General features: G+C 70.6%; 22 protein-coding genes and 1 pseudogene. 17 read left to right on the plus strand and 6 right to left on the minus strand.

The window, feature by feature from the left end; translation table 11 throughout:
• Positions 1-8 precede the first annotated feature (8 nt).
• On the minus strand, positions 9-812 hold the full coding sequence (locus tag ACIBQX_RS04005; RefSeq protein WP_397000346.1) for an HAD-IIA family hydrolase: 804 nt from the start codon (positions 810-812) through the stop codon (positions 9-11).
• Positions 813-865: 53 nt separating this feature from the next.
• Here ACIBQX_RS04005 and ACIBQX_RS04010 point away from each other — a divergent pair, with 53 nt between their 5' ends.
• The 8 genes from ACIBQX_RS04010 (at position 866) to ACIBQX_RS04045 (ending at position 9,829) form a co-directional block, all read left to right on the plus strand.
• The gene (locus ACIBQX_RS04010) at positions 866-2,077 is read left to right on the plus strand and encodes a M20 family metallopeptidase (RefSeq protein ID WP_397000348.1); all 1,212 of its coding nucleotides are present in this window, start codon (positions 866-868) and stop codon (positions 2,075-2,077) included.
• Entirely contained in the window at positions 2,058-3,035 is a 978-nt protein-coding gene (locus tag ACIBQX_RS04015) for a zinc-dependent alcohol dehydrogenase family protein (protein WP_397000350.1), read from the plus strand. The genes ACIBQX_RS04010 and ACIBQX_RS04015 overlap by 20 nt, the downstream gene beginning before the upstream one ends.
• Positions 3,036-3,196: 161 nt before the next feature.
• Positions 3,197-5,014, plus strand: coding sequence for an ABC transporter substrate-binding protein (locus tag ACIBQX_RS04020; RefSeq protein WP_397000352.1), 1,818 nt, complete (start codon positions 3,197-3,199; stop codon positions 5,012-5,014).
• A 2-nt stretch (positions 5,015-5,016) separates the two neighbouring features.
• Positions 5,017-6,027, plus strand: coding sequence for an ABC transporter permease (locus ACIBQX_RS04025; protein WP_397001524.1), 1,011 nt, complete (start codon positions 5,017-5,019; stop codon positions 6,025-6,027).
• A complete protein-coding gene (locus ACIBQX_RS04030; RefSeq protein ID WP_397000354.1) occupies positions 6,024-6,926 on the plus strand; it encodes an ABC transporter permease in 903 nt (300 codons plus the stop codon). The genes ACIBQX_RS04025 and ACIBQX_RS04030 overlap by 4 nt, the downstream gene beginning before the upstream one ends.
• 2 nt (positions 6,927-6,928) lie before the next feature.
• A complete protein-coding gene (locus ACIBQX_RS04035) occupies positions 6,929-7,915 on the plus strand; it encodes an ABC transporter ATP-binding protein (RefSeq protein WP_397000356.1) in 987 nt (328 codons plus the stop codon).
• On the plus strand, positions 7,912-8,922 hold the full coding sequence (locus ACIBQX_RS04040) for an ABC transporter ATP-binding protein (protein ID WP_397000358.1): 1,011 nt from the start codon (positions 7,912-7,914) through the stop codon (positions 8,920-8,922). The genes ACIBQX_RS04035 and ACIBQX_RS04040 overlap by 4 nt, the downstream gene beginning before the upstream one ends.
• A 1-nt stretch (position 8,923) precedes the next feature.
• The gene (locus tag ACIBQX_RS04045; protein ID WP_397000360.1) at positions 8,924-9,829 is read left to right on the plus strand and encodes a GNAT family N-acetyltransferase; all 906 of its coding nucleotides are present in this window, start codon (positions 8,924-8,926) and stop codon (positions 9,827-9,829) included.
• Positions 9,830-9,831: 2 nt separating this feature from the next.
• Here ACIBQX_RS04045 and ACIBQX_RS04050 read toward each other — a convergent pair whose 3' ends face one another.
• Entirely contained in the window at positions 9,832-10,944 is a 1,113-nt protein-coding gene (locus ACIBQX_RS04050; RefSeq protein ID WP_397000362.1) for an exo-beta-N-acetylmuramidase NamZ domain-containing protein, read from the minus strand.
• A gap of 57 nt (positions 10,945-11,001) precedes the next feature.
• On the opposite strand from ACIBQX_RS04050, the gene murQ reads away from it, so the two are divergent.
• From murQ to ACIBQX_RS04065, 3 genes are read left to right on the plus strand one after another with little or no spacing between them, the layout of a single operon-like run.
• Positions 11,002-11,901, plus strand: a complete 900-nt coding sequence (gene murQ, locus ACIBQX_RS04055) for an N-acetylmuramic acid 6-phosphate etherase (RefSeq protein ID WP_397000364.1) — start codon at positions 11,002-11,004, stop codon at positions 11,899-11,901.
• Between the two features lie 54 nt (positions 11,902-11,955).
• Complete coding sequence (locus tag ACIBQX_RS04060) at positions 11,956-13,014, plus strand: serine hydrolase domain-containing protein (protein ID WP_397000366.1); 1,059 nt, start codon at positions 11,956-11,958, stop codon at positions 13,012-13,014.
• 31 nt (positions 13,015-13,045) lie between these two features.
• Positions 13,046-13,423, plus strand: a complete 378-nt coding sequence (locus ACIBQX_RS04065; protein ID WP_397000368.1) for a VOC family protein — start codon at positions 13,046-13,048, stop codon at positions 13,421-13,423.
• 104 nt (positions 13,424-13,527) lie between these two features.
• Here ACIBQX_RS04065 and ACIBQX_RS04070 read toward each other — a convergent pair whose 3' ends face one another.
• The gene (locus tag ACIBQX_RS04070) at positions 13,528-14,424 is read right to left on the minus strand and encodes a TIGR03619 family F420-dependent LLM class oxidoreductase (protein WP_397000370.1); all 897 of its coding nucleotides are present in this window, start codon (positions 14,422-14,424) and stop codon (positions 13,528-13,530) included.
• Between the two features lie 18 nt (positions 14,425-14,442).
• Here ACIBQX_RS04070 and ACIBQX_RS04075 point away from each other — a divergent pair, with 18 nt between their 5' ends.
• Together ACIBQX_RS04075 and ACIBQX_RS04080 are read left to right on the plus strand one after the other, a co-directional pair.
• Positions 14,443-15,297, plus strand: a complete 855-nt coding sequence (locus ACIBQX_RS04075) for a phosphotransferase family protein (protein WP_397000372.1) — start codon at positions 14,443-14,445, stop codon at positions 15,295-15,297.
• Between the two features lie 56 nt (positions 15,298-15,353).
• On the plus strand, positions 15,354-15,611 hold the full coding sequence (locus ACIBQX_RS04080) for a zf-TFIIB domain-containing protein (RefSeq protein ID WP_397000374.1): 258 nt from the start codon (positions 15,354-15,356) through the stop codon (positions 15,609-15,611).
• Positions 15,612-15,665: 54 nt separating this feature from the next.
• On the opposite strand, the gene ACIBQX_RS04085 is transcribed toward ACIBQX_RS04080, so the two are convergent.
• Positions 15,666-16,658, minus strand: coding sequence for a hypothetical protein (locus tag ACIBQX_RS04085; protein ID WP_397000376.1), 993 nt, complete (start codon positions 16,656-16,658; stop codon positions 15,666-15,668).
• Positions 16,659-16,678: 20 nt separating this feature from the next.
• On the minus strand, positions 16,679-17,218 hold the full coding sequence (locus tag ACIBQX_RS04090) for a CGNR zinc finger domain-containing protein (protein WP_397000378.1): 540 nt from the start codon (positions 17,216-17,218) through the stop codon (positions 16,679-16,681).
• Between the two features lie 25 nt (positions 17,219-17,243).
• On the opposite strand from ACIBQX_RS04090, the gene ACIBQX_RS04095 reads away from it, so the two are divergent.
• Positions 17,244-17,417, plus strand: coding sequence for a hypothetical protein (locus tag ACIBQX_RS04095; RefSeq protein ID WP_397000380.1), 174 nt, complete (start codon positions 17,244-17,246; stop codon positions 17,415-17,417).
• Between the two features lie 51 nt (positions 17,418-17,468).
• Positions 17,469-19,229: an AMP-dependent synthetase/ligase gene (locus ACIBQX_RS04100; RefSeq protein ID WP_397000382.1), complete on the plus strand. Its 1,761-nt coding sequence runs from the start codon at positions 17,469-17,471 to the stop codon at positions 19,227-19,229.
• A gap of 10 nt (positions 19,230-19,239) precedes the next feature.
• Here the strand turns inward: ACIBQX_RS04100 and ACIBQX_RS04105 are convergent.
• Positions 19,240-19,953 (minus strand): annotated as a pseudogene (locus ACIBQX_RS04105) (acyltransferase family protein); the annotation flags it as partial.
• Positions 19,954-20,009: 56 nt separating this feature from the next.
• Between ACIBQX_RS04105 and ACIBQX_RS04110 the strand changes: the two are divergent.
• Both ACIBQX_RS04110 and ACIBQX_RS04115 read left to right on the plus strand, forming a co-directional pair.
• Complete coding sequence (locus ACIBQX_RS04110) at positions 20,010-20,717, plus strand: Tn3 family transposase (RefSeq protein ID WP_397000384.1); 708 nt, start codon at positions 20,010-20,012, stop codon at positions 20,715-20,717.
• 162 nt (positions 20,718-20,879) lie between these two features.
• Complete coding sequence (locus ACIBQX_RS04115) at positions 20,880-21,314, plus strand: DUF6294 family protein (RefSeq protein ID WP_397000386.1); 435 nt, start codon at positions 20,880-20,882, stop codon at positions 21,312-21,314.
• Positions 21,315-21,552 lie beyond the last annotated feature (238 nt).

A 21,552-nucleotide genomic window follows, 5' to 3' on the forward strand; every position in this document is an offset into this window, starting at 1 on the left:
TTCGCTGGTCAGCGTCCTGCGGGTTCGACCATATCGATCAGGTCGGCGACCGAGTCGACGATCAGGGAGGGGCGGTAGGGGAAGCGGTCGATCTCCTGGCGCTGAGTGACGCCGGTGAGCACGAGGATGGTGAACAGGCCCGCCTCCATGCCGGAGACGATGTCGGTGTCCATCCGGTCGCCGATCATGGCGGTGGTCTCGCTGTGGCCGCCGATCTCGTTGAGCGCGCTGCGCATCATCCGCGGGTTGGGCTTGCCGACGAAGTACGGCTCCACGCCCGTGGCCCGGGTGATCATGGCCGCGACGGCGCCGCAGGCGGGCAGCGAGCCCTCGGTCGAGGGGCCGATCGGGTCCGGGTTGGTGGCGATGAAGCGGGCGCCCGCGTCGATGAGGCGGATGGCGCGGGTGATCTGGGTGAAGCTGTAGGTGCGGGTCTCGCCGAGCACGACGTAGTCGGGGTCGAGGTCGGTGAGCACGTAGCCGGCGGCATGCAGCGCGGTGGTCAGCCCGGCCTCGCCGATCACGTAGGCGGACCCGCCGGGGCGCTGGTCGTCGAGGAACTGCGCGGTGGCCAGCGCCGAGGTGTAGATGGAGTCGGCCGGCACGTCGAGGCCGGCGCCGGCCAGCCGCACCGACAGGTCGCGCTGGGTGTAGATGGAGTTGTTCGTCAGGACTCTGAAAGGCATGCCCGACTCGCTGAGCCGCTTGATGAAGGTGTCGGCCCCGGGCACCGGCCGCCCTTCGTGCACGAGGACGCCGTCCATGTCTGACAGCCAGTAGTCGATCCGCCTGCGGTCGGTCACGCGGCCCATCGTACCGAGCGAGGCATATCGACTTCCCACCTGGTACGTGAACAATGTTCTTCATGTCGTTCACCGAATCCGCGCAGGACATGCGGGACGAGCTCATCCAGCTGCGTCACTCGCTGCACACCACACCGGAGCTGGGCCTGGCGCTGCCGCGCACCCAGGAGAAAGTGCTCTCGGCCCTGGACGGGCTGCCCCTGGAGATCACCCTCGGAGCCGGTCTCAGCTCGATCACCGCCGTCCTGCGGGGCGGCCGGCCAGGGCCCGGCGTGCTGCTGCGCGGGGACATGGACGCGCTGCCCGTCGCCGAGCGCAACGAGCTGCCGTACATCTCCCAGATCGAGGGGCGGATGCACGCGTGCGGGCACGACCTGCACACGGCGATGCTGGCGGGCGCCGCGCACCTGCTGAGCGCCCGGCGCGAGGAGCTGGCCGGGGACGTGATCTTCATGTTCCAGCCGGGCGAGGAGGGGTATGAGGGTGCCAAGCACATGATCGACGAGGGGGTGCTGACCGTGACGGGCACGCCTCCGGTCGCCGCCTACGGCATGCACGTCGTCTCCTCGATGCTGCCGCCGAAGATGTTCGCCTCGCGACCCGGCCCGATCATGGCGGCGGCCGACGTGTTCACCGTGACGGTCAAGGGGCGCGGCGGGCACGGCTCCAGCCCGCACCGGGCCAAGGACCCGATCCAGGCGGGCTGCGAGATGGTCGCGGGGCTGCAGTCGATGGTGACCAGGACGTTCGACGTGTTCGACCCCGTCGTGGTCACGGTGGGCAGCTTCCACGCCGGGTCCACCGACAACGTCATCCCGGACGAGGCGCGCTTCGAGGCCACGGTGCGCACCTTCAGCAAGAGCAACCGGGTGCTGGTGAAGCGGCGGCTGGTGGAGCTGGTGGAGGGCGTCGCGGCGGCGCACGGGCTGGGTGTGGAGGCGTCGTTCGGGATGGGCTACCCGGTGACGGTCAACGACCCCACCGAGGCCGGCTTCGCCGGGCGGACGGCGGACGCGCTGTTCGGGCCCGGCCGCTACTTCGTCGCGCCGCAGCCGGTCATGGGCTCGGAGGACTTCTCGTACGTGCTGGAGGAGGTGCCGGGCGCCTTCGTCTTCCTCGGCGCCTGCCCGCCGGACCTCGATCCGGCGACGGCGGCGTACAACCACTCCCCCGAGGCGCTGTTCGACGACGCGGTGCTGCCGGACGGGGCCGCGCTCTACGCCTCGCTCGCGCACACGCGGCTGAGCGCTGCCGATGCGGGCCTGGGCGGTTGACCGGCCCGGGCCGATGGGGTCCCGGCCGCTGCGGATCGTGGAGCGGCCGGTGCCGGTCCCCCGGCCCGGCGAGGTGCTGGTGCGCGTCGAGGCGTGCGGCGTGTGCCGGACCGACCTGCACCTGACCGAAGGGGATCTGGCGCCGCGCAGGCCGCTGACGACGCCCGGCCACCAGGTGGTCGGGCGCGTGGTGCGGCCCGGCGGGAGCGACGGGGGCCGCGTCGGGGTGGCCTGGCTGCGCTCGACGTGCGGGAGCTGCCGCTACTGCCTGCGCGACAGCGAGAACCTCTGCCCCCGCTCCACCTACACCGGCTGGGACGCCGACGGGGGCTTCGCCGAGTATCTGACGGCGCCCGCCGCGTACGTGTACCCGCTCCCGGAGGACGTGCCGGCCGGGCGGCTGGCGCCGCTGCTGTGCGCGGGGATCGTCGGCTACCGGGCGCTGCTGCGCTGCGACCTGCCGCCGGGCGGCCGGCTGGGGGTGTACGGCTTCGGCGCGTCCGCGCACCTGACCGCGCAGGCCGCGATCGCGCGGGGAGCCGTCGTGCACGTCGTCACCCGCTCGCCCGCGCACCGCGAGCTGGCGCTGGAGCTGGGCGCCGCCTCCGCGCTGGACCGGCCGCCGGAGCCGCTGGACGCGGCCATCCTGTTCGCGCCCAGCGGCGACCTGGTGCCCGCCGCGCTGGAGGCGCTCGACCGTGGCGGCACGCTGGCCGTGGCCGGGATCCATCTGACCGACATCCCGTCGCTGAACTACGACCGCCACCTGTTCCAGGAGCGGACGCTGCGCAGCGTCACCGCCAACACCCGCGAGGACGGCCGGGCCTACCTGGCTCTGGTGCGTACGCATCCGCCCGTGGTGCGCAGCGTTTCCTACGCCTTCGAGGACATTGACCAAGCCCTGACAGATCTGTCCAATGACCAGGTCAAAGGCGCTGCCGTCATGCACGTAAGCTGAGGGCACGCAGCGTGGAGAGAAGCGTCATCCAGCAGGGCTATGAAGGAAAGTTACATTAACCTCACAACCACTGGAGATTATTGACGCGCCCTGCCCCTGACCGTAGGGTCCGGTCAACCCCGACAGATCCTCATCAAGTCCGAACTTCCCCGGAGCGGTACATGAAGCGACTAGCAGCGGTAGTGACGCTGGCGAGCCTCGCCGCCGTCACGGCCTGCAGCGGCGGCGGCACCACCAACCAGTCCGGTTCGGGCGGTGGGGGCGGCCTCTTCACCACCATCGACGTCAACAGGCCGGGCATCGACGCACAAGCCCCCGCCAACCCGTACAACCCGAAGGGCAATTCCTTCCTGGGTTACAACGCGATGAAGCTCGCCTGGGTCAAGAACCATCTGACCGACCCGAACCAGTTCTATCCGGGCATCGCCCAGAGCTGGGAGATCGCCCCGGACAACTCGTCGATCACCATCAAGCTGCACCCGGGCAACAAGTGGTCCGACGGCAAGCCGGTGACGGCCGAGGACGTCAAGCTCTCCATCGGCATCGCCTACACCCAGGGCAGCACCGCCTTCGCCATCACGCCGGGCGCGGCGGGCGCGGCCGCGGACGTGCAGGTCGTCGACGCGCAGACGGTCAAGGTCACGCAGGACATGGCCAACCCGAGCGCCAAGTTCGCCCGCGGCGTGCTCGACACCTTCGTCGCCCCCGCGCACGTGTGGAACAGCGTGCTGCCCGCCGACTTCTGGGACAAGCTCAAGACCTCACGCGGCACCGGCGCCGACGCCGAGAAGGCACGCGAGGAGATCACCGCGCTGGGCGAGAAGATCATCGCCTTCGCCCCGCCGAAGGACACCTCCGCCGGCCCCTTCACCCTGGAGCGGGTGAACCCGGGCGAGGCCCTGCTGGTCAAGAACAAGAACTTCTACAACGCCGCCAAGGTCGCTCCCGACCAGGTGAAGTTCCTCAACTACACCGGCAACGAGCAGATCTGGAACTACCTGATCTCCGGCAAGCTCGACCACGCCGGATTCACCGCGGCCCCGGCCGACGTGATGAACCGGATCAAGCAGGCTCCCGGCAGCAACATCATCAAGGGCTTCTCGCCGGTGGCCGTCGGCCTGGCGTTCAACCAGACCAAGAAGCCGTACGACAACGTGCACGTGCGCAAGGGCCTGGCCTACCTCATCAACCGTGACGAGGTCGTCAAGGTCGCCTCGCCCGAGGGCGGCACCGCGGCGGTGACCACGTCCGGCATCCACCAGAAGCCCGCCCAGGAGTGGCTCGGCGCCGAGCTCAGCTCACTGGAGCCGTACACGTTCGACGTGGCCAAGGCCGAGGAGGAGTTCAAGGCGGCCGGGCTGCAGAAGAAGGACGGCAAGTGGGCGCTGGCCGACGGTTCGCCGTGGAAGGTCACGATGACCGCGCCCGCCGGGTTCTCCGACTGGATCTCCGCCCAGGAGAACATCAAGGGCCAGCTCACCAAGAACGGTGTGGACGCCGAGGTCGTCACGGTCGCCGACTACCCCCTCTACCTGGAGGAGCTGGCGGCGGGCAAATACGACACCGGCTTCTGGCTCATCGCGCTCGGCCCCGCGCCGTACGACATCTTCCAGCGCTTCTTCGGCGCCTCCAACGGCTGGACCAACGTCGCGGGCAAGATCAAGCACGCGCCCGCGGGCAAGTCCGGCAACTGGATGGGCAGCGCCGAGGAGATCGACGTCGAGGGCGTCGGCAAGGTCAACCCCGGCGAGCTGACCGGCAAGCTGAACGCCGCCAGCGCCGAGGAGGCCAAGCCGATCATGCTCCAGCTCGCCAAGGCCGCCAACCAGGACCTCCCGGTCATCCAGCTCTGGGACTACGTGAACACCCAGTTCACCAACACCAGCCGCTTCAACGGCTTCCCTGAGCAGGAGAGTGACCTGCTGCGTCTGCCGGCCGGCGTCTGGATGCAACTCGGCATGGTGAAGAAGGCGCCGTGACCATGATGGTCATCGCACGACGACTCGCGGGCCACCTGGCCCGCGGGCTCGTCATGATTCTCGTTGTCGCCACGATCAGCTTTTTCATCATCCGTAACATCCCCGGCGACCCCGTCGCGGCCCGTTACCAGAAGCTGCTCGAACAGGGCATGTCACCGGAGGCCGCCGAGCGTGCGACGGCCGTCATGTACGGCTTCCTGCCCGACGGGACGCTCGGCGAGCAGTACCGCGACTACCTGTTCGGACTGTTCCGCTTCGATCTCGGCGTGTCCGTCGTCAATCCGGGCACTCCGGTGACGGCGGTGCTGGCCGAGGCCGCCAAGTGGACCGTTCTACCGGTGCTCGCGGGCACGCTGCTGAGCTTCCTGGTCGGCGTCATCATGGGCGTCTACGCGGCCATCAAGCGCTCGGGCAAGCTCGGCGACGTGCTGGCCGTCTCCGGCTCGCTGCTGCACGGCGTGCCGCAGTATGTGCTGGCGCTGCTGATGGGCGCGATCTTCACGACGCTGATCCCCATCCTGCCGTCGGGCGGCACCGCGGACATCCTGTTCGAGCCCGGGTTCAACGCTCCCTACATCGGCTCGCTGATCGAGCACGCCACACTGCCGGTCGTGACCTACGCGCTGGCCAGCTACGGCGGCTGGATCCTGGCCATGAAGTCGAGCGTGGTCACCGTGCTCGGCGACGACTTCATCCTGGCGGCCGAGTTGCGCGGGATGAAGCGGTCGATCATCTTCCGCTACGTGGCGCGCAACGCGATCCTGCCGCTGTTCACGATTCTCGCGCTCTCGCTGGGCCTCCTTTTCGGCGGCTCCATCTTCATCGAGCGGATCTTCAACTATCCGGGGCTGGGCTTCCTGCTCATCGACAGCATCACCAACCGTGACTACGCGCTGATGGGCGGTGCGTTCCTGCTCATCACCGGGGCGATCATCGTGGCCAACATCGTGGCCGACCTGTTCTACACGGTGATCGACCCCCGGGTCCGCTCCAGCGAGGAGGCATCGTCATGAGCAGTGTCATTCTGGAGTCCACCGGCACGGCCGCGACCATGCGCCGTAACTTCTGGCGTGGCGTCTGGCGGGTGATGAGGCGCAAGCCCAGCCGCCTGGTCGGCGCCGTCATCGTGGTCGGCTTCGCCTTCATGGGCGTGTTCGGGCCGATGTTCTACCCCGAGCTGCTGCCGCGTGACGTCTCCGCCCTGTACGCGCCGATGAGCGCCGAGCACTGGTTCGGCACCGACGGTCAGGGCCGCGACGTGGTGGCTCTGGTCGTCACCGGTTCGCGCTACGTGCTGCTGAGCGCGCTGGTCACCGCCATCATCACGGTGGTGCTCGGCACCTCGATCGGCCTGTTCTCCGGCTTCAAGCGGGGCCGCTGGGACACCGTGCTGATGCGGCTGACCGACATGAAGCTCACCATCCCGGGCCTGCCGTTGCTGCTGGTGTTGTCGACGGTGTGGAAGTTCGGCAGCGCCGTGGAGATGGGCCTGCTGCTCGGGCTGCTCGGCTGGGGCGGCGTGGCGCGGGCGGTGCGCTCGCAGACGCTGTCGCTGCGCGAGCGCGGCTTCATCGAGGCGGCGCGTGGGCTCGGCCTGTCCACCGGCCACATCGTGGGCAAGGAACTGCTGCCCAGCATGGCGCCGTACATCGCGATGAACATGCTCATCGCGGTCACCGGAGCCGTGTACGCGCAGGTGGGCCTGTTCTTCCTGGGCGTGCTGCCCTACGAGGCGGACAACTGGGGCGTCATGCTCAACCTCGCCGTGTTCGGCGGCGGCGCTCTGACCACGACGGCGGCATTGCCGTACATGCTGGCGCCGCTGCTGGCCATCCTGCTGCTGACCCTCGGCATCGTGCTCGTGGTGGACGCCATGGACGAGATCTTCAACCCCCGGCTGCGTGAGGAGTAGCAGTGCCAGAACAAGCGCCGGGAGTGCGCATCGACGGCCTCACGGTCGTCTACAAGACGGCGGCGGGCGAGCTGCCCGCCGTGCGTGACATCAGCCTGACCCTGGAGCCCGGCTCGATCACCGGCATCGTCGGGGAGTCCGGCTCCGGCAAGTCGACGCTGGCCCTGTCGCTGCTGAACGCGGTCCAGCCGCCGGGCAGGATCGCGGCCGGCAGTGTCGACATCGACGGCCTCGGCGACGTGGTGGGCCTGCGCGGCGAGCAGCTGCGCAAGGCCAGGGGCAGGCACGTCGGATACGTCTTCCAGGCGGCCCAGAACTCCCTGAACCCGCTCAAGACGGTCGGCAAGCAACTGCTGGACCTGGGCCGCTCGCACGGCGTGGAGGACCTGCGAGGCCTGGTCCGTGAGGCGAAGGAGCTGCTGGCCCGGATGGGCCTGGACGGCGCGCGGGTGCTCGACTCGCACCAGCACGAGCTGTCGGGCGGCATGCGCCAGCGCGTCGGCATCATGCTGGCGCTGGTGCTCAACGCCCACCTGGTGGTGCTGGACGAGCCGACCACCGCCCTGGACATGATCACGCAGGCCAACATCCTGAAGATCGTCCGTGAGGTGCACGCCGAGCGCGGCCTGACCACGCTGGTGATCACGCACGACATCGGCGTGGTGGCCGAGGTCGCCGACCGGCTCGCCGTCATGTACGGCGGGCGGCTGGTGGAGCAGGGCCCCACCCGCGAGGTGCTGGGCGCGCCGAGTCACCCGTACACCAGGGGTCTGATCAAGGCGATCCCGCGCCTGGTGGGCGACATCGACGAGGCGCAGGCGCTGCCGGGCCGGCCGCCGACGCTGACCTCGGTGCCGGACCAGGGCTGCGTCTTCAGGGACCGGTGCCCGCTGCGCATGGACGTCTGCGACACCGTGGACCCGGCGGCGGTCCCGCTCGGATCGAGGATCGTCGCCTGCCATGCGGTGAACGTGAAGGAGCACGCGTGATTACCGGCCAGGGCATCGTCAAGACCTTCAAGCAGCGCGGCAACATCCTGGGCGGCCGGGAGGTTCGGGCGCTGCGCGGGGTGGACTTCGCCATCCCCAAGGGCGGCTCGGCGTCGTTCATCGGCGAGTCCGGCTGCGGCAAGACCACGCTGGGCCGGATCATCGCCGGGCTGGAGTCCTACGACGAGGGCGAGCTGGTCATCGGCGGCACGGCCATGTCGGAGCTGAAGCACAAGCAGCGGCAGCCGCACTTCCGCAAGATCCAGCTGATCCACCAGGACCCGTACTCCGCCCTGAACCCGACCCGGACCATCCACCAGACCCTGCACGCCCCGCTCAGCCTGCGCGCCCAGCAGACCGGCCGGTCGAAGAAGTGGATCGAGGAGCGGGCGGCCGAGGTGCTGTCGCTGGTGGGGCTGGACGCGGGCAGCGTGCTGGCCCGCTACCCGCACCAGCTGTCCGGCGGGATGCGGCAGCGGGTGGTGATCGCCCGCGCGCTGACGGTCGACCCGGAGATGCTGGTCGCCGACGAGGCCGTGTCGATGATCGACGTGTCGCTCCGGCTGGGCATCCTGGCCCTGCTGAAGGACCTGCGCGAGCGGCTCGGCGTCAGCGTCCTGTTCATCACGCACGACGTGGCCACCGCCCGCTACATCGGTGGCGACGGCGAGCTGTACGTGATCTACCGTGGCCAGGTCGTCGAGCGCGGCCCGGTGGACACGGTCATCGCCGATCCGGTCCACCCGTACACGCAGTCGCTGCTGTCGGCCATCCCGGTGCTGCACGGCCTGGAGCGGCCCGGCGAGCACCCGGTGGTGCCGCTGGAGCCGCTGGACCAGAGCCAGGACGACGCCGGGTGCCTGTTCGCCGGGCGGTGCCCGTTCCGGGGCGAGCGGTGCGCGGACGAGCGTCCGCTGCTGCGGGTGACGGAGGGGTTCCCGCAGGAGCACGCGTGCTTCTACCCCGAGCGCCGCAGCGTGATCGCGCGCCCGCTGAGCGAGGTGTGAGGTGGCCCCCGCAGTTGGTGTCCGGCTCGCCGGACCCGCCGAGCCGCCCTCGGCCCGCGAGCTGGACGCGGCCGGTGAGGTGGCGCGGGCGGCGCTGACGTACGACGTGGACGAGGCCGCCGACCTCGTGCCGCGGCTGACCCGCCCGCCTGAGGGCCGGCGCTGGACGGCGTTGCTGGCGGACGGCGGCGTCGCCATGGCGTCGATGTCCGCCGGTGACCCGGCCGTCGGCCACATCGACCTGCTGGCCGTGCAGCCGGACGCGCAGGGGCGCGGGCTCGGGCGCGAGCTGGTGCGCGCGGCCGAGGGGTGGCTGCGCGAGCAGGGCGCGGCGCGGGCCCGCTTCGCCGGCAACCCGCCGTGTTACGCCTGGCCGGGCATCGACGTGCGCTACACCGCCGCCGCCTGCCTGGCCGAGAGCCTCGGCTACGAGCGCTACCACTCCGCCTGGAACATGACCGCCGACCTCGGCGCCGGCACCGACCTGAGCGTCACCGAGGACCTGCGGCGGCTGGCGGAGGCCGGTGTCGGCGTGCGCGCGGCGGGCCCGCCGGGGAGCGAGGACCGCGCGCGGGTGGTGGCGTTCGTCCGCGAGCACTGGAACGACAACTGGGCGTGGGAGGCCGCCACCGCCACCGGCGTCCACTACGCCGAGCGTGACGGCGACGTCCTCGCCTTCGCCGCCTGGGGCGCCAGGCCCGGCTGGTTCGGCCCGACGGGCACCGCGCCGGCCGCCAGGAAGCTGGGGCTGGGGCGGGTGCTGCTGCGCCGCTGCCTGGCCGACCAGCGCGCCGCCGGCCAGCGGACCGCCCAGATCGGCTGGGTCGGCCCGCTGCGGTTCTACTCACGCGCCGTCGGCGCCCGCGCCGAGCGGGTCTTCTGGCTGTACGGGCGCGAACTGGCGTGATGTCACCCGTAGATAAGCGGGCCATCGGGGTGGCCGGGCTCGGGGCAGAGCTCGCGCGGATCCCCGCCGGCGTCCAGGCACGCGCTGAGCGTGTCGGAGCCCCACAGGTGGTCCAGGAACAGCTCGGGCCCCCGCCAGACCAGATGATCGGCGTACAGGGTGCGGGCCACGTGCAGCATCGACAGGCCCGTCAGCACGGGCCTGAACGCCGTCTCGTCGTGCACGTGGAGCTGGACGCCGCACACGGGGGCGCCGGCGTGCTTGTGGAACGTCGGGGTGAACCACGTCTGCCGGAAGCGCACCCCCGGCAGGCCGAGCGCGGTGAGCGCGGGCGCGAACCTGTCGTCCGCGTACGGCGCGCCGACCAGCTCGAACGGCCGGGTGGTGCCGCGCCCCTCGGAGAAGTTCGTCCCCTCGAACAGGCCGGTGCCCGGATAGACCAGGGCGGTGTCGGGGGTCGGCATGTTCACCGACGGCATCACCCAGGGCAGACCGGTGCCGGCGAACGTGAGGTCACGCCGCCAGCCCGTCATCCGGATCACCCGCAGGTCCACGTCGAAGCCGAACAGCGTGGCCAGCTCGCCGGCCGTCCTGCCGTGCCGCACCGGCAGCGGGAACCTGCCCACGAAGCTGGCGAACGCCGGATCCAGCGGCGGCCCCTCGGTGATCGTGCCACCGAGCGGGTTGGGCCGGTCGAGCACCACGAACCGCAGCCCCAGCCGCGCCGCCGACGCCAGCAGGTCGTACATCGTCCAGACGTAGGTGTAGAAGCGGGCGCCCACGTCGGCGATGTCGAACACCAGCGTGTCCACCCCCGAACGCGCCACCAGCTCGTCCAGCGCCTCCCCGTCGGTCTTGTGCGTGTCGTAGATCGGCAGTCCGGTGCGGCGGTCCACGGTGTCCGGCTCGCTGAAGTTCGCCTGCGCGGTGCCCCGGACGCCGTGCTCGGGCCCGAACAGGGCGGTGAGCGGCACGCCGGCCGCCAGCAGGGCGTCGGCGGTGTGGGTCAGATCGGGCAGGACCCCGGTGGGGTTGGTGATCAGGCCGAGGCGCGTTCCGCCTGCGAGCGCGGAGTCCGCGGCCAGCCGTTCAGCTCCGGTTCGTACATATGACATAACCCCATAGTCTGAAAGATATTTACAACAGATACGTAAAGGGTGGAAATTAGCGTCATGATTGATCCGCTACCTGAGCTGCCCACCGAGCAGAGCGATCCCCGCTACAGCCAGATCGATCGGCTTCCCACGGGCGAGATCGTCGCGTTGATGAACGAGGCCGACGCGACCGTGCCCGCGGCCGTCGCGCTGGCCGTGCCCGCCATCACCGACGCGATCGAGGCGATCGCGACCCGCATGCGCAAGGGCGGCCGGCTGCTGTACGTCGGCGCGGGCACGTCGGGGCGGCTGGCGGTCCTCGACGCCTCCGAATGCCCACCGACCTTCGGCACCGATCCCGAGCTCGTGCAGGGCGTCATCGCCGGCGGCCCGGACGCGCTGACCCGCTCCGTCGAGGGCGCGGAGGACGACGCCGAAGCGGGCGCCGCCGCGCTCGCCGACCTTGACGTGGGCCCGCTCGACTCGGTCGTGGGCGTCTCGGCCAGCGGGCGCGCCCCTTTCGTGCTGGGCGCGCTGGCGGAGGCGACCCGGCGTGAGGCGTTGACCGTCAGCCTGTCGTGCAACGACGGCGCGCCGCTGTCGGCCGCCGCCGAGCACCCCATCGAGGTCGTCGTGGGACCGGAGGTGGTGACCGGCTCCACCCGGCTCAAGGCCGGCACCGCCCAGAAGCTGGTGCTGAACATGATCTCCACGGTCTCCATGGTCCGGCTCGGACGGACGTACGGCAACCAGATGATCGAAATGTCGGCGATGAACAGCAAACTCGCGGGACGGGCGGTCCGCATGGTCAGCGACATCGCCGGCGTCGGCCGCGAGGTCGCCGCCAGCGCCCTGGACGCGGCCGGGGGCCAGGCCAAGGTGGCGGTGCTGATGATCCAGCACAGCCTGGACGCCGAGCAGGCCCGCGCCCTGCTGCACTCACACGGCGAGCGCCTCAGCGACGCCCTGAGCGGCTGAGCTCGGCACACACCCGTGCTGCGGGTTCTACGGGTTCTACGGGGAGGTTGAGGGATGTCCGATCGGCTGGACGCCATCCTGGCGGACGCGGTGCCGCGTGTGTGCCCGGCCGCGGTGGCGCTGATCGCGGTGGACGGCGCTGTGCTCGCCGCCCGTGCCGCCGGTGAGCTGGTCCGCTACGGCGACGCCGCGTACACCCTCGCGCGGGACCGGCCGCCCGCGCGCCGCGACTCGATCTTCGACCTGGCCTCGATCAGCAAGCTGTTCACCACGTCCGTCATCGCGTCGCTGGCCGAGGACGGCCTGCTGGATCTCGACGAGCCGGTGGCGACCTGGCTGCCCGGCCGCGACGCGCGGATCACGCCGCGCCGCCTGCTGACCCACACGGCCGGGTTCCAGCCCACCCGCCGCATCGACCTGGAACTGCCGGACGCCGAGCCGGCCACGCGCATGGCGGCCATGCTGGAGACGCCGATCACCGCACCCGTCGGCGGGCCGTACCTCTACTCCGACGTCGGCCTGATCATGGCGGGCCGGGTGGCGGAGGTGGCCGGCGGCGCGCCCTTCGACGAGCTGGTCCGCGCCCGCGTCACCGGGCTGCTGGGGATGGCCGACACCGGCTACCGGCCCGCGGCTCGCCTGCTGCCCCGGATCGCCGCCACCGAGTGGAAGCCGGAGCGCCCGGGGCCCGGCTGCGTGCGGGGCGAGGTCCACGACGAGACCTCCCACGCGCTCGGCGGCGTCGCCGGGCACGCGGGGGTGTTCGGCACCGCCGACGACCTGCTGAGCCTCGGCGAGGCGCTCCGGCTCGGCGGCGGCCCCATGCTGCGCCCGGAGAGCGTGGCCGAGATGCTGCGCGACCAGGGGGCCGAGGGCGCGCCGTTCCGGCACGGGCTGGGCGTGCGCCTGGGCGACCCCGGCATCGTCGGCCCCCTGGAGGGCGCCTTCGGGCACTCCGGGTTCACCGGCACCAGCCTGGTCGTCGACCCGGCGCACCGGCTGACGGTGATCCTGCTGACCAACGCCGTGCACCCGCTGCGTGGCCGCGACGGCATCCGCGACCTGCGCGCCGCCGTCGCCGCCGAGGCGCTGCGGCTGGCCCGCGCGGCGTAGCCTGGCCCTGAAGCCCGGAAGGAGCACACCCGTGTCCGTGCATCTGAACCACACCATCGTGGAAGCCCACGACAGGGACGCGACCGCCGAATTCCTGACCGACGTCCTCGGCCTGCCACCGGCCGCGACCTTCGGACCGTTCAAAGTGGTCGAACTCGGCAACGGCGTCTCGCTCGACGTCGTCCAGGCCGGGTCCGACGTGCATCCCCAGCACTACGCCTTCCTGGTCGGGGAGGACGAGTTCGACGAGATCTGGGGGCGCATCAAGCGCAACGGCCTCGACTACTACGCCGACCCCCACCACCGGCACGCCGGCCAGATCAACACCAACGACGGCGGCAGGGGCCTCTACTGGCTCGACCCGAACGGCCACAACCTGGAGATCATCACCGTCCCATACGGCGGCTGACCCGGCGGGGCGACCGCCACCGCCCTGCGGCTGACCCGGCGGGGCGACCGCCACCGCCCTGCGGCTGAAACGGCGGGCGACGCGCCTTCGTCCCGCACGGGAGGTCAGGCCGGCGGCGCGAGGGCCTCCAGCGCCTCCTCCGCCCGGCGCATCGCCTCCTTCGGGTCGGCGCTGACGATGTCCGGGGCGAAGTTGAGGTCGTGGAACACGTCCGTCACCCCTGCGCCCGCGAGCGCGGCGACGTCGCTCCTGATCTGCTCCGGCGTGCCCTGGAGCAGCCGCCGGTCCGGGCCGCCGCCCTCGTTGATCCGCGTCACCCCCCGGCAGACGAACCGCAACGCGTCCGAGTCGCGGCCCGCCTCTTCGGCCGCCGCCCTGACCAGCCGGATCCGCGGTCCGATCGCCGACAGGTCCTCCTTGCTGGAGCTGACCCACCCGTCCGCCAGCCGGCCCGCGCGCCGCAACGCCACCTCAGCGGTGCCGCCGAGCAGGACGGGCGGCGGCGGGGACGGCTTGGGGTCGACGTAGGACGGCGGGATCCGGTAGAACTCGCCCTGGTGCTCGACCGTCTCGTCCCCCCACACCTTGCGCAGCACCTCGACGAACTCCTCTCCCCTGCGCCCGCGGCCCGCGAAGCTCGTGCCGGTGGCCTCGAACTCCTCGGGCACCCAGCCGAGCCCGATCCCGGCCGTCAGCCTGCCACCGGAGACGGTCTGCAGCGTGGCGAGCTGCTTGCCCAGCACGGCCGGCTGGACGTAGGCGTTGAGCACGGCCACGCCGAGCCTGATGGAGGTCGTCGCCCCGGCCAGGTAGGCGAGAGTGACGAGCGGGTCGTGAGCGCTGCGGTAGGTCGGGCCCATCGGGTGCCCGACAGGGTAGAGCAGCCGCTGGAAGGTCCACAGCTCGTGATAGCCGAGCTCTTCTGCCCTGGCGGCGACCCGGCGCATGTTGTCCGGGGTGGCCCACGGCCCTGACTGAGGCACGGCGAAACCCATTCTCATGCCCCCTAGTCTGTACGAGTGGGTCTTGAGGCGGAGCTGGCAGGGGTCGCGAGCGCGTACGGCGGCAGGGGTGAGTCCGTCCTCCATCCGACGCGGACGGACGTGGTGGTGCTGCGCCGCGGCGAGGTGGTGGTCAAGGCGCACTCACTGCGCGACGACGTGGAGGCGCTGCGGCCACGGCTGCGCGCGACCGCCTCGGCCGCGCTGGCCGGGGTGATGCTGGCGCCGCTGGAGCCGGAGGTGCTGTCGGTGGCGGGCCGCGCGGTGACGGTGTGGCCGGCCGGACGCCCGATCAGGCAGGACGAGACGGACTCCGCGCCCTGGGAGGAGGGGGCCAGGCTGCTCGCCCGGCTGCACGCCGTCCCGCTCACGCTGCTGCCGGCGCTGCCCGCCGCTGGCGGTCCCGCCCGCGTGGCCCGCGCGGTGCGGCGGATGACCGGCGACGGTCCCGTCGAGCAGCTCGTACGGCTGGCGTTCTCGGGGTTACCCGATCCCGAGCCGGCCCCGGCCCTGGTGACCCATGGTGACTGGCATCTGGGCCAGCTCGTCCAGCGTGACCGGTGGCTGCTCATCGACGTGGACGACCTCGGCGTCGGCGACCCGGCGTGGGACCTTGCCAGACCGGCCGCCTGGTATGCCGCGGGGTTACTCGAATCTGCCGTCTGGGATCGTTTCCTGGGCGCCTACCAGGCCTCGGGCGGGCCCGCGCTGGGCGCCGGCGAGGACCCGTGGCAGCGCCTCGACCTGCCCGCCAGGGCGCTGACCGTGCAACTGGCCGCCGTGGCGGCGGTCAACGCCGCCCGCGAGGGCCGGGAACTCGACGAGGTGGAGCATTCGTTGGTCGAATCGTGCAACAGAATCGTCAGAGCATGACGGCGTTGCGCGCGGTAGGTTCTGGTCAAGACCACGAGGCTGAGGAGACCGACTAGATGCAGTGCCCCAAGTGCCGCGGCAACATGCGGACATATGAGCGCAACGGCGTCCACATCGAGCAGTGTGACGGCTGCCGGGGAATCTTCCTGGACTATGGCGAGCTCGAGACGCTGTCCCGGATGGAGACGGCCTACCACGCCTCTCCCCCGCCTCCCGCGCCCGGCCCGGCGTGGGGAGCCCCTCAGCAGCACCATGGCGGCCACTACGGTCACAAGCGCCAGAAGAGCTGGGTCAACCAGCTGTTCTCGACCTGATCGAGCGATCCGGGCCGCGCACTTCAGGTGCGCGGCCCGGATCGCACGGCCGGCTCAGCCGGGGAAGTCGTCCGGGTCGACCTTCGAGGTGCGGGCGTTGCCGCCGGTGATCGCGTGCAGGGTGATGCGCCAGTCGGTCCACCGGATCTGCGTCGCGGTGACGGTCGTCCTGAACTTCACCGAGTTCTGAAACCGCTGGAAGCTGCATTCGCGGCTGAAGGCGCCCCGCTTGCGGTCCCAGTCGACACCACTGGTGAAGTAGATCCGGTAGGTGCCGTCACTGACACTGTTGATCTTGAATTTGGCCTTTCTGCGCACGTACACGCTGAGCACCTTTGACTTGCCGCGCATGACGTTGATGACCGCGTCGCGGGTGCCGCCGTTGTGGATCTGCAGCGAGCTGCGCCCGCCCAGACCGCCCTTGCGCAGGAAGGTGCCGTTGTTCAGCCTCCTGGTCTGCTTCTTGCCCGCCTTCACCGACACGACGTCGGCCGGGTAGTCGCCGGCGTCCTCCAGTGCCTCGCCCGCCTGGTCGAGCTCGGACAGCCCGTCGCCGAGGTCGGTGAGCACGGCCGGCGAGGTGCACAGGTCGAAGGCGCCGACCTTGGCGGCGGTCGAGTCGAGATCGGTCGCCACGTCGCGCAGACTCGTGAGATAGGCGTCGTGCTGGGCCTTGACCTCGGGCGGCGGCACCAGCGCGGCGAGCTCGGTGGCGGCGCCGTCGAGCGCCTCCTGGGCCCGCGCCACCCGCTGATCCAGGGTCTTGACGGTGCGCGCGGCCACCATGGACCTGATCGCGCCGCTCATGGTCTTGTGCCTGGTCTCAAGCTCGCCTTTGTACGCCTCGGCGGTCAACGCGCTCGGCGCGGGGCTCTGCCGCGCCGTTTCACCGGACTCGTCACCTCCGGCGACCCCGCCGGCCCGGGGCTCGCCGCCGGTCAGGGTCGGGCCCGTCGAGGTGCACGCGCTGAGCGTGAGTGTCGCCAGGGCGAGTGCGCAGGAGATCATCCGGGAGGCAGCCACCCGCCACACTATTTCCCGCTTCATCCCACCACGTCAATCCGTGTTCAGGCCACCGCGCCGTCGCGGACGGCGGCGCTCCTGGCCCGGTGCGCGGCCACGTTGACGCGGTTGGCGCAGGCGAGCGAGCAGAATCGCCTGCGCCCGTTGCGTGAGGTGTCGACGTACACCGTCTCGCAGCCCCGCCGGTCGCAGCGGCCGAGGCGCCTCCCGTCGGAGAAGCAGATGGCCATGGCCAGGCCGCCGGAGGTGGTGTCCTTGGCGCGGGAGACGATGTCCGCCTCGACCGAGTAGAAGTGCAGGTGCGGCTCGTAGCCGTCGTGGGCGCTGATGTGCGGCTTGGCGGCGGTGATCGCCAGCAGATCGTTGACCAGCCCGATCTGCTTGTCCCGCACGGGCTCCCCGAAGACCGGCGCGAGCCGCCGCGCCCACGCCGCCACCTCCACGGCCTCGGCCGGGGTGAGCGCGGTGCGCACCATCCCGTGCTCGGCGAGCAGGGCGGCGAGCGGCTCCGGACGGAGGTCGGTGGCGTTGACCAGCGCGGCCGACAGCGCGGCCCCGTTTCCCCCGTAAGTATTGAAAAGCATAAGGCCATTACATCAGGTTGGTCCCATGGACTCCAGACATCTCCACGACCCCTTCGCCATGACCGTCGTCTCCTCCCATCTCACCTCCGACGGGACCGTCTCCTACCTCCGGTGCGCCTGCGGCGTGTGGGAGGTGCGCGCCGGAGGCCTGGTGGGAAGCACGTCCGGGAGCACGTGGCAGGCCGGGACCATCGACTGATCCGCTTCGTTCGCCTTAGAGTCTGCTCATTCCCCCCACAGGAGGTCAGGCATGTCGAGCATCCCCGTCCTGCTCCGCGACCGGATCGCGGCCACTCCCGACGCCGAGGGCTACCGCACGCCGTCAGGCGACGGCTGGAGCTCGATGTCGTGGCGGGAGGTCGGTGAGCGGGTGCGCGAACTGGCGCTCGGGCTGGCCGGGCTGGGGGCCGGTCCGGGCACCAAGGTCTCGATCCTCTGCTCCACCAGGCTCGAGTGGGTGCTGTGCGATCTGGCGGTGCTGTCGACGGGCGCGGCCACCACCACGATCTACCCGTCCAACACCGCGGCCGAGTCGGCGTTCGTCATCACCGACTCCGGCAGCACGATCGTCATCGCCGAGAACGACGAGCAGGTGGCCAAGCTCACCTCCGTGCGCGAGGAGCTGCCCGACGTCACGCGGGTCGTGGTGATCGACGGTACGCCCGGCGACGACGGCTGGGTGATCACGCTGGACTCGGTGCGCGGCGAGGGCGACTACGACGCCATGGTGGACGCCATCGGGCCGGACGCCGTGGCCACGGTCATCTACACCTCCGGCACGACGGGCCGCCCCAAGGGGGTGGTCCTCACCCATGACAACTGGCTGTACGCCGCCGGCGCCGTCCGCGAGCTCGGCCTGCTCACCGGCGACGACCTGCACTTCCTGTGGCTGCCGCTGTCGCACTCGTTCGGCAAGCTGCTGCAGGTCGTGATGATCGGCGTCGGGGTGCCGACCGCGATCGACGGCCGCCTGGACCGGATCGCCGACAATCTGGGCGTACTCCAGCCGACCTTCATGGCCGCGGCGCCGCGCATCTTCGAGAAGATCCACAACACCGTGGCCGCCACCCAGCAGCGCGAGGGCGGCGTCAAGCTGAAGATCTTCGAGTGGGCGCGGGCGACCGGCGTCCGGGTGGTGCGGGCGCGCCAGCGTGGCGCGGCGGTCCCGCTGACCACCCGGCTGGAGTTCGCGGTGGCGGACCGGCTGGTCTTCGGCAAGCTGCGGGCCAGGTTCGGGGGCCGGATCCGCTTCTTCATCTCGGGGGCGGCGCCGCTCTCGGCGGAGATCGCCGAGTTCTTCGACGCGGCGGGGCTGACGATCCTGGAGGGCTACGGCCTCACCGAGTCCTCGGCCGGCAGTTTCTTCAACCGGCCCGGCAGCGTGAAGTTCGGCACGGTCGGGCCGCCGCTCCCCGGCACGACGGTGCGCATCGCCGAGGACGGGGAGGTCCTGATCGGCGGGCGCGGCGTCATGCGCGGCTACCACGGGCTGCCTGAGGAGACGGCCGAGGCGCTGGAGGACGGCTGGCTGCACACCGGCGACATCGGCGAGCTCGACGCCGAGGGGCGGCTGTCCATCACCGACCGCAAGAAGGAGCTGATCAAGACCTCCGGCGGCAAGTACGTCGCGCCCACCTATCTGGAGGGCCGGCTCAAGGCGGCGTGCCCGTACCTGTCGCATGTGTTCGTGCACGGCGACCGCCGCAACTACTGCACGGCGCTGGTGACGCTCGATCTGGACGTGACCGTACCGTGGGCGCGGTCCCTCGGCCTGCCCACCGACCCGGAGGAGCTGCGCGGGCACCCGCGGATGCGCGAGGAGGTGGAGAAGGCGGTCGAGCAGGTCAACGCCGAGCAGGCGAGCTACTCCACGATCAAGAAGTTCGCCATCCTGGCCCAGGACTTCACCGTCGAGGGCGGGGAGCTCACCCCCAGCCTCAAGGTCAAGCGCAAGGCCGTCGAGCAGCGCTACGGCGACACCCTCGACGCCTTCTACCAGGATCCCGTCTGATCCGCGGGGCTCACAGCACCCGCCTGGCCCCCGGCAGGGAGCGCACCAGGTAGGCCAGCCCCCAGCACAGCGGCAGTGAGACGGCGGCCGCGACCGCGAACTTGACGATCGCGATCGCCTGCAGGCCGCTCAGTGCGTGACCGACGGCGACCAGCACGAGGGGATGGACGATGTAGACGGTGAAGGCGTGCGCGGACAGCCACCTGCCACGCCTCCCCTGGGCGCCGAAGCGCTCCCTGAAGAGCACGACGAGCCCGATGACGAGACCGACCCTTCCGGCGCGGGCGGGCAGCGTCTCGAACCAGCCGCGCCGGAAGGCGACGATCCCGGCCACGAACATGCTCGCGTACTGCGGCAGGAAGGAGGGTGTGGGCAGCCCCAGCACCGGCACGTGGCTGCCGGCCGGGACCGGGATCCGCCACAGGAACGTCGCCACCGACAGGCCGAGCACGAACAGCACGATCCACCGCGCCCGTAACGCCGACGGACGCGCCTCGGCTGGGCGTCCCCCGCGCCGGTAGAGGGCGTAGAGCAGGGCGAAGACGAGCAGCACCCCCACGAACCACATCGGCCCCGGATCCCACGTGCCGAGGTAGAACCTCCAGTGGTCCTGTCCGGCGTGATCGCCGAGGGTGACCAGGGGGCGTAACAGGAGCAGATAGGCCAGCAGCGGGACGCCGAGCCGCACCAGCCGGTCGCGGAGGAAGGTCCGCCCGCCCTTGCGATCGTGGGAGCCGGCGTGAAGAAGCCGGCGATGAGAAAGAAGAACCCCAGTGGTACGTGCGGGAGGAGACGCTGCGCGAGGCCAACACGGTCCTGGTCAACCACCGCTACTCGCTGGATCTGGCCGGCAAGTTCGGCGGCGGCACCATGTCCTCCTCCGACGGGCAGCGGTTCCCCGTCCGGGGCAAGTCGCTGACCGGCCGTGACATGGTCATCCATGGTGGGCGGGTCCTGTCCACCTACACCCATGTGTCCGATCAGTGGTCGACCTACGGGACCAAGCAGATCGTGCCGACCGCTCGCGAGGGCCATTACACGCTGGACGAACTGCTCGGTAACGCCACCGACCTGCCTATCACCGAGCACGCCACCGACACCCACGGCGCGACCCTGGTCAATTTCGGGTTGTTCGACCTGGTCGGCAAGGCCCTCACCCCGCGCATCCGTGACCTGGGGAAGATCACCATGCTGCGGGTGGAAGCCCCCGGCCTGACGAACGCTCGTTATCCACACGCCGGGCCGCTGCTGGCCGACCTGTGGAACGAAGATCTGATCAGCGAGTGTTACCCGGATCTGCTGCGGATGGCCGGATCGCTCAAGTTCGGAGAGGCGACCGCGTCTTTGATCGTGGGGAAATGGTCGGCGGCCTCCCGGCAGAACACCCTGGCGGCAGCGTTGAAGGAGTGGGGGCGGATGCGCCGGACCATCCACGTCGTCCAGGGCCCCGGCAAAGTAGAGATTTGTCCCCACTCGTCAGGCTTGTGATTGAGGCTGAGGGCCGGGACGACCTGCGTCGAAACATACCAGCATGCAAGTGTCCTGTAAGAGCGCACGTTCACTATCAAAAGTATCCAGCCGTCCTCGAAAAGGGATTATCCGGGCGTCGGTCCGGGACAAGCTCCGCACGACGAAATGGAAGGAATACCCGTGAGCAAGCTTCACAAGATGGTGGGTGTCATCTCGGCCATGGCAGCCTTGGCCGCCGGGCTGGCATTCCCGAGCGCCGCGTCGGCCCACTCACTGGCCTACAAGTCCTTCACCTGGAAGACGCAGAACGCTGGCGACTGCACGATGTTCCAGGGCGCGCGTTGGACTCTCTACCCGAACGGCACGGCGAAGTTCGACGGCACGGTCAGAAGCAGCGCCGACAACGACGCCTGGCTGATGTGGGCGTACCTCAAGGACGAGAACAACGCGGTCCTCGGCCAGTTGACCAACTCCGAGTACCAGACCGCCGACCGGGGCAAGTTCGTCAAGGGCCTGGCCAACGACGAGCAGACCTATCGGTGGTTCGCTTCAGCCCGGTTCGACCGCGACCTGTACCCGCTCATCAAGCGCATGTCTCTGAAGAAGCACTGCTGAGACCGGCCCCGTTCGCGGTAGGCCGCCCATCGGTCAGCGACTCGGAGCCGGTGACTTGCTCCAGATGGTGGGCGAGCACGGCGGCCGGAGATGATGGCACACGAACGCGGCCCTGTTCTTGATCGTCTGGCTAAAACCAACCGACGATCATCGGGGGTCGCGTTTGTTGTCTGTGCGTGCGCCTGGGGCCTTTCAGCCTACCCCCGGCCCCAGGGCCCCAGCAAAGTAGAGATTGTCC

The sequence above is a fragment of the Nonomuraea sp. NPDC049714 genome, from assembly GCF_044465295.1.
Taxonomy (GTDB): domain Bacteria; phylum Actinomycetota; class Actinomycetes; order Streptosporangiales; family Streptosporangiaceae; genus Nonomuraea.

Bases quoted from the DNA above. Each gene is read 5' to 3' on its own strand.
- ACIBQX_RS04005 (WP_397000346.1), bottom strand. From the start codon at position 812: ATGGGCCGCGTGACCGACCGCAGGCGGATCGACTACTGGCTGTCAGAC.
- ACIBQX_RS04010 (WP_397000348.1), top strand. From the start codon at position 866: ATGTCGTTCACCGAATCCGCGCAGGACATGCGGGACGAGCTCATCCAG.
- ACIBQX_RS04015 (WP_397000350.1), top strand. From the start codon at position 2,058: ATGCGGGCCTGGGCGGTTGACCGGCCCGGGCCGATGGGGTCCCGGCCG.
- ACIBQX_RS04020 (WP_397000352.1), top strand. From the start codon at position 3,197: ATGAAGCGACTAGCAGCGGTAGTGACGCTGGCGAGCCTCGCCGCCGTC.
- ACIBQX_RS04025 (WP_397001524.1), top strand. From the start codon at position 5,017: ATGATGGTCATCGCACGACGACTCGCGGGCCACCTGGCCCGCGGGCTC.
- ACIBQX_RS04030 (WP_397000354.1), top strand. From the start codon at position 6,024: ATGAGCAGTGTCATTCTGGAGTCCACCGGCACGGCCGCGACCATGCGC.
- ACIBQX_RS04050 (WP_397000362.1), bottom strand. From the start codon at position 10,944: ATGTCATATGTACGAACCGGAGCTGAACGGCTGGCCGCGGACTCCGCG.
- murQ (WP_397000364.1), top strand. From the start codon at position 11,002: ATGATTGATCCGCTACCTGAGCTGCCCACCGAGCAGAGCGATCCCCGC.
- ACIBQX_RS04060 (WP_397000366.1), top strand. From the start codon at position 11,956: ATGTCCGATCGGCTGGACGCCATCCTGGCGGACGCGGTGCCGCGTGTG.
- ACIBQX_RS04070 (WP_397000370.1), bottom strand. From the start codon at position 14,424: ATGAGAATGGGTTTCGCCGTGCCTCAGTCAGGGCCGTGGGCCACCCCG.
- ACIBQX_RS04080 (WP_397000374.1), top strand. From the start codon at position 15,354: ATGCAGTGCCCCAAGTGCCGCGGCAACATGCGGACATATGAGCGCAAC.
- ACIBQX_RS04085 (WP_397000376.1), bottom strand. From the start codon at position 16,658: ATGAAGCGGGAAATAGTGTGGCGGGTGGCTGCCTCCCGGATGATCTCC.
- ACIBQX_RS04090 (WP_397000378.1), bottom strand. From the start codon at position 17,218: ATGCTTTTCAATACTTACGGGGGAAACGGGGCCGCGCTGTCGGCCGCG.
- ACIBQX_RS04095 (WP_397000380.1), top strand. From the start codon at position 17,244: ATGGACTCCAGACATCTCCACGACCCCTTCGCCATGACCGTCGTCTCC.
- ACIBQX_RS04100 (WP_397000382.1), top strand. From the start codon at position 17,469: ATGTCGAGCATCCCCGTCCTGCTCCGCGACCGGATCGCGGCCACTCCC.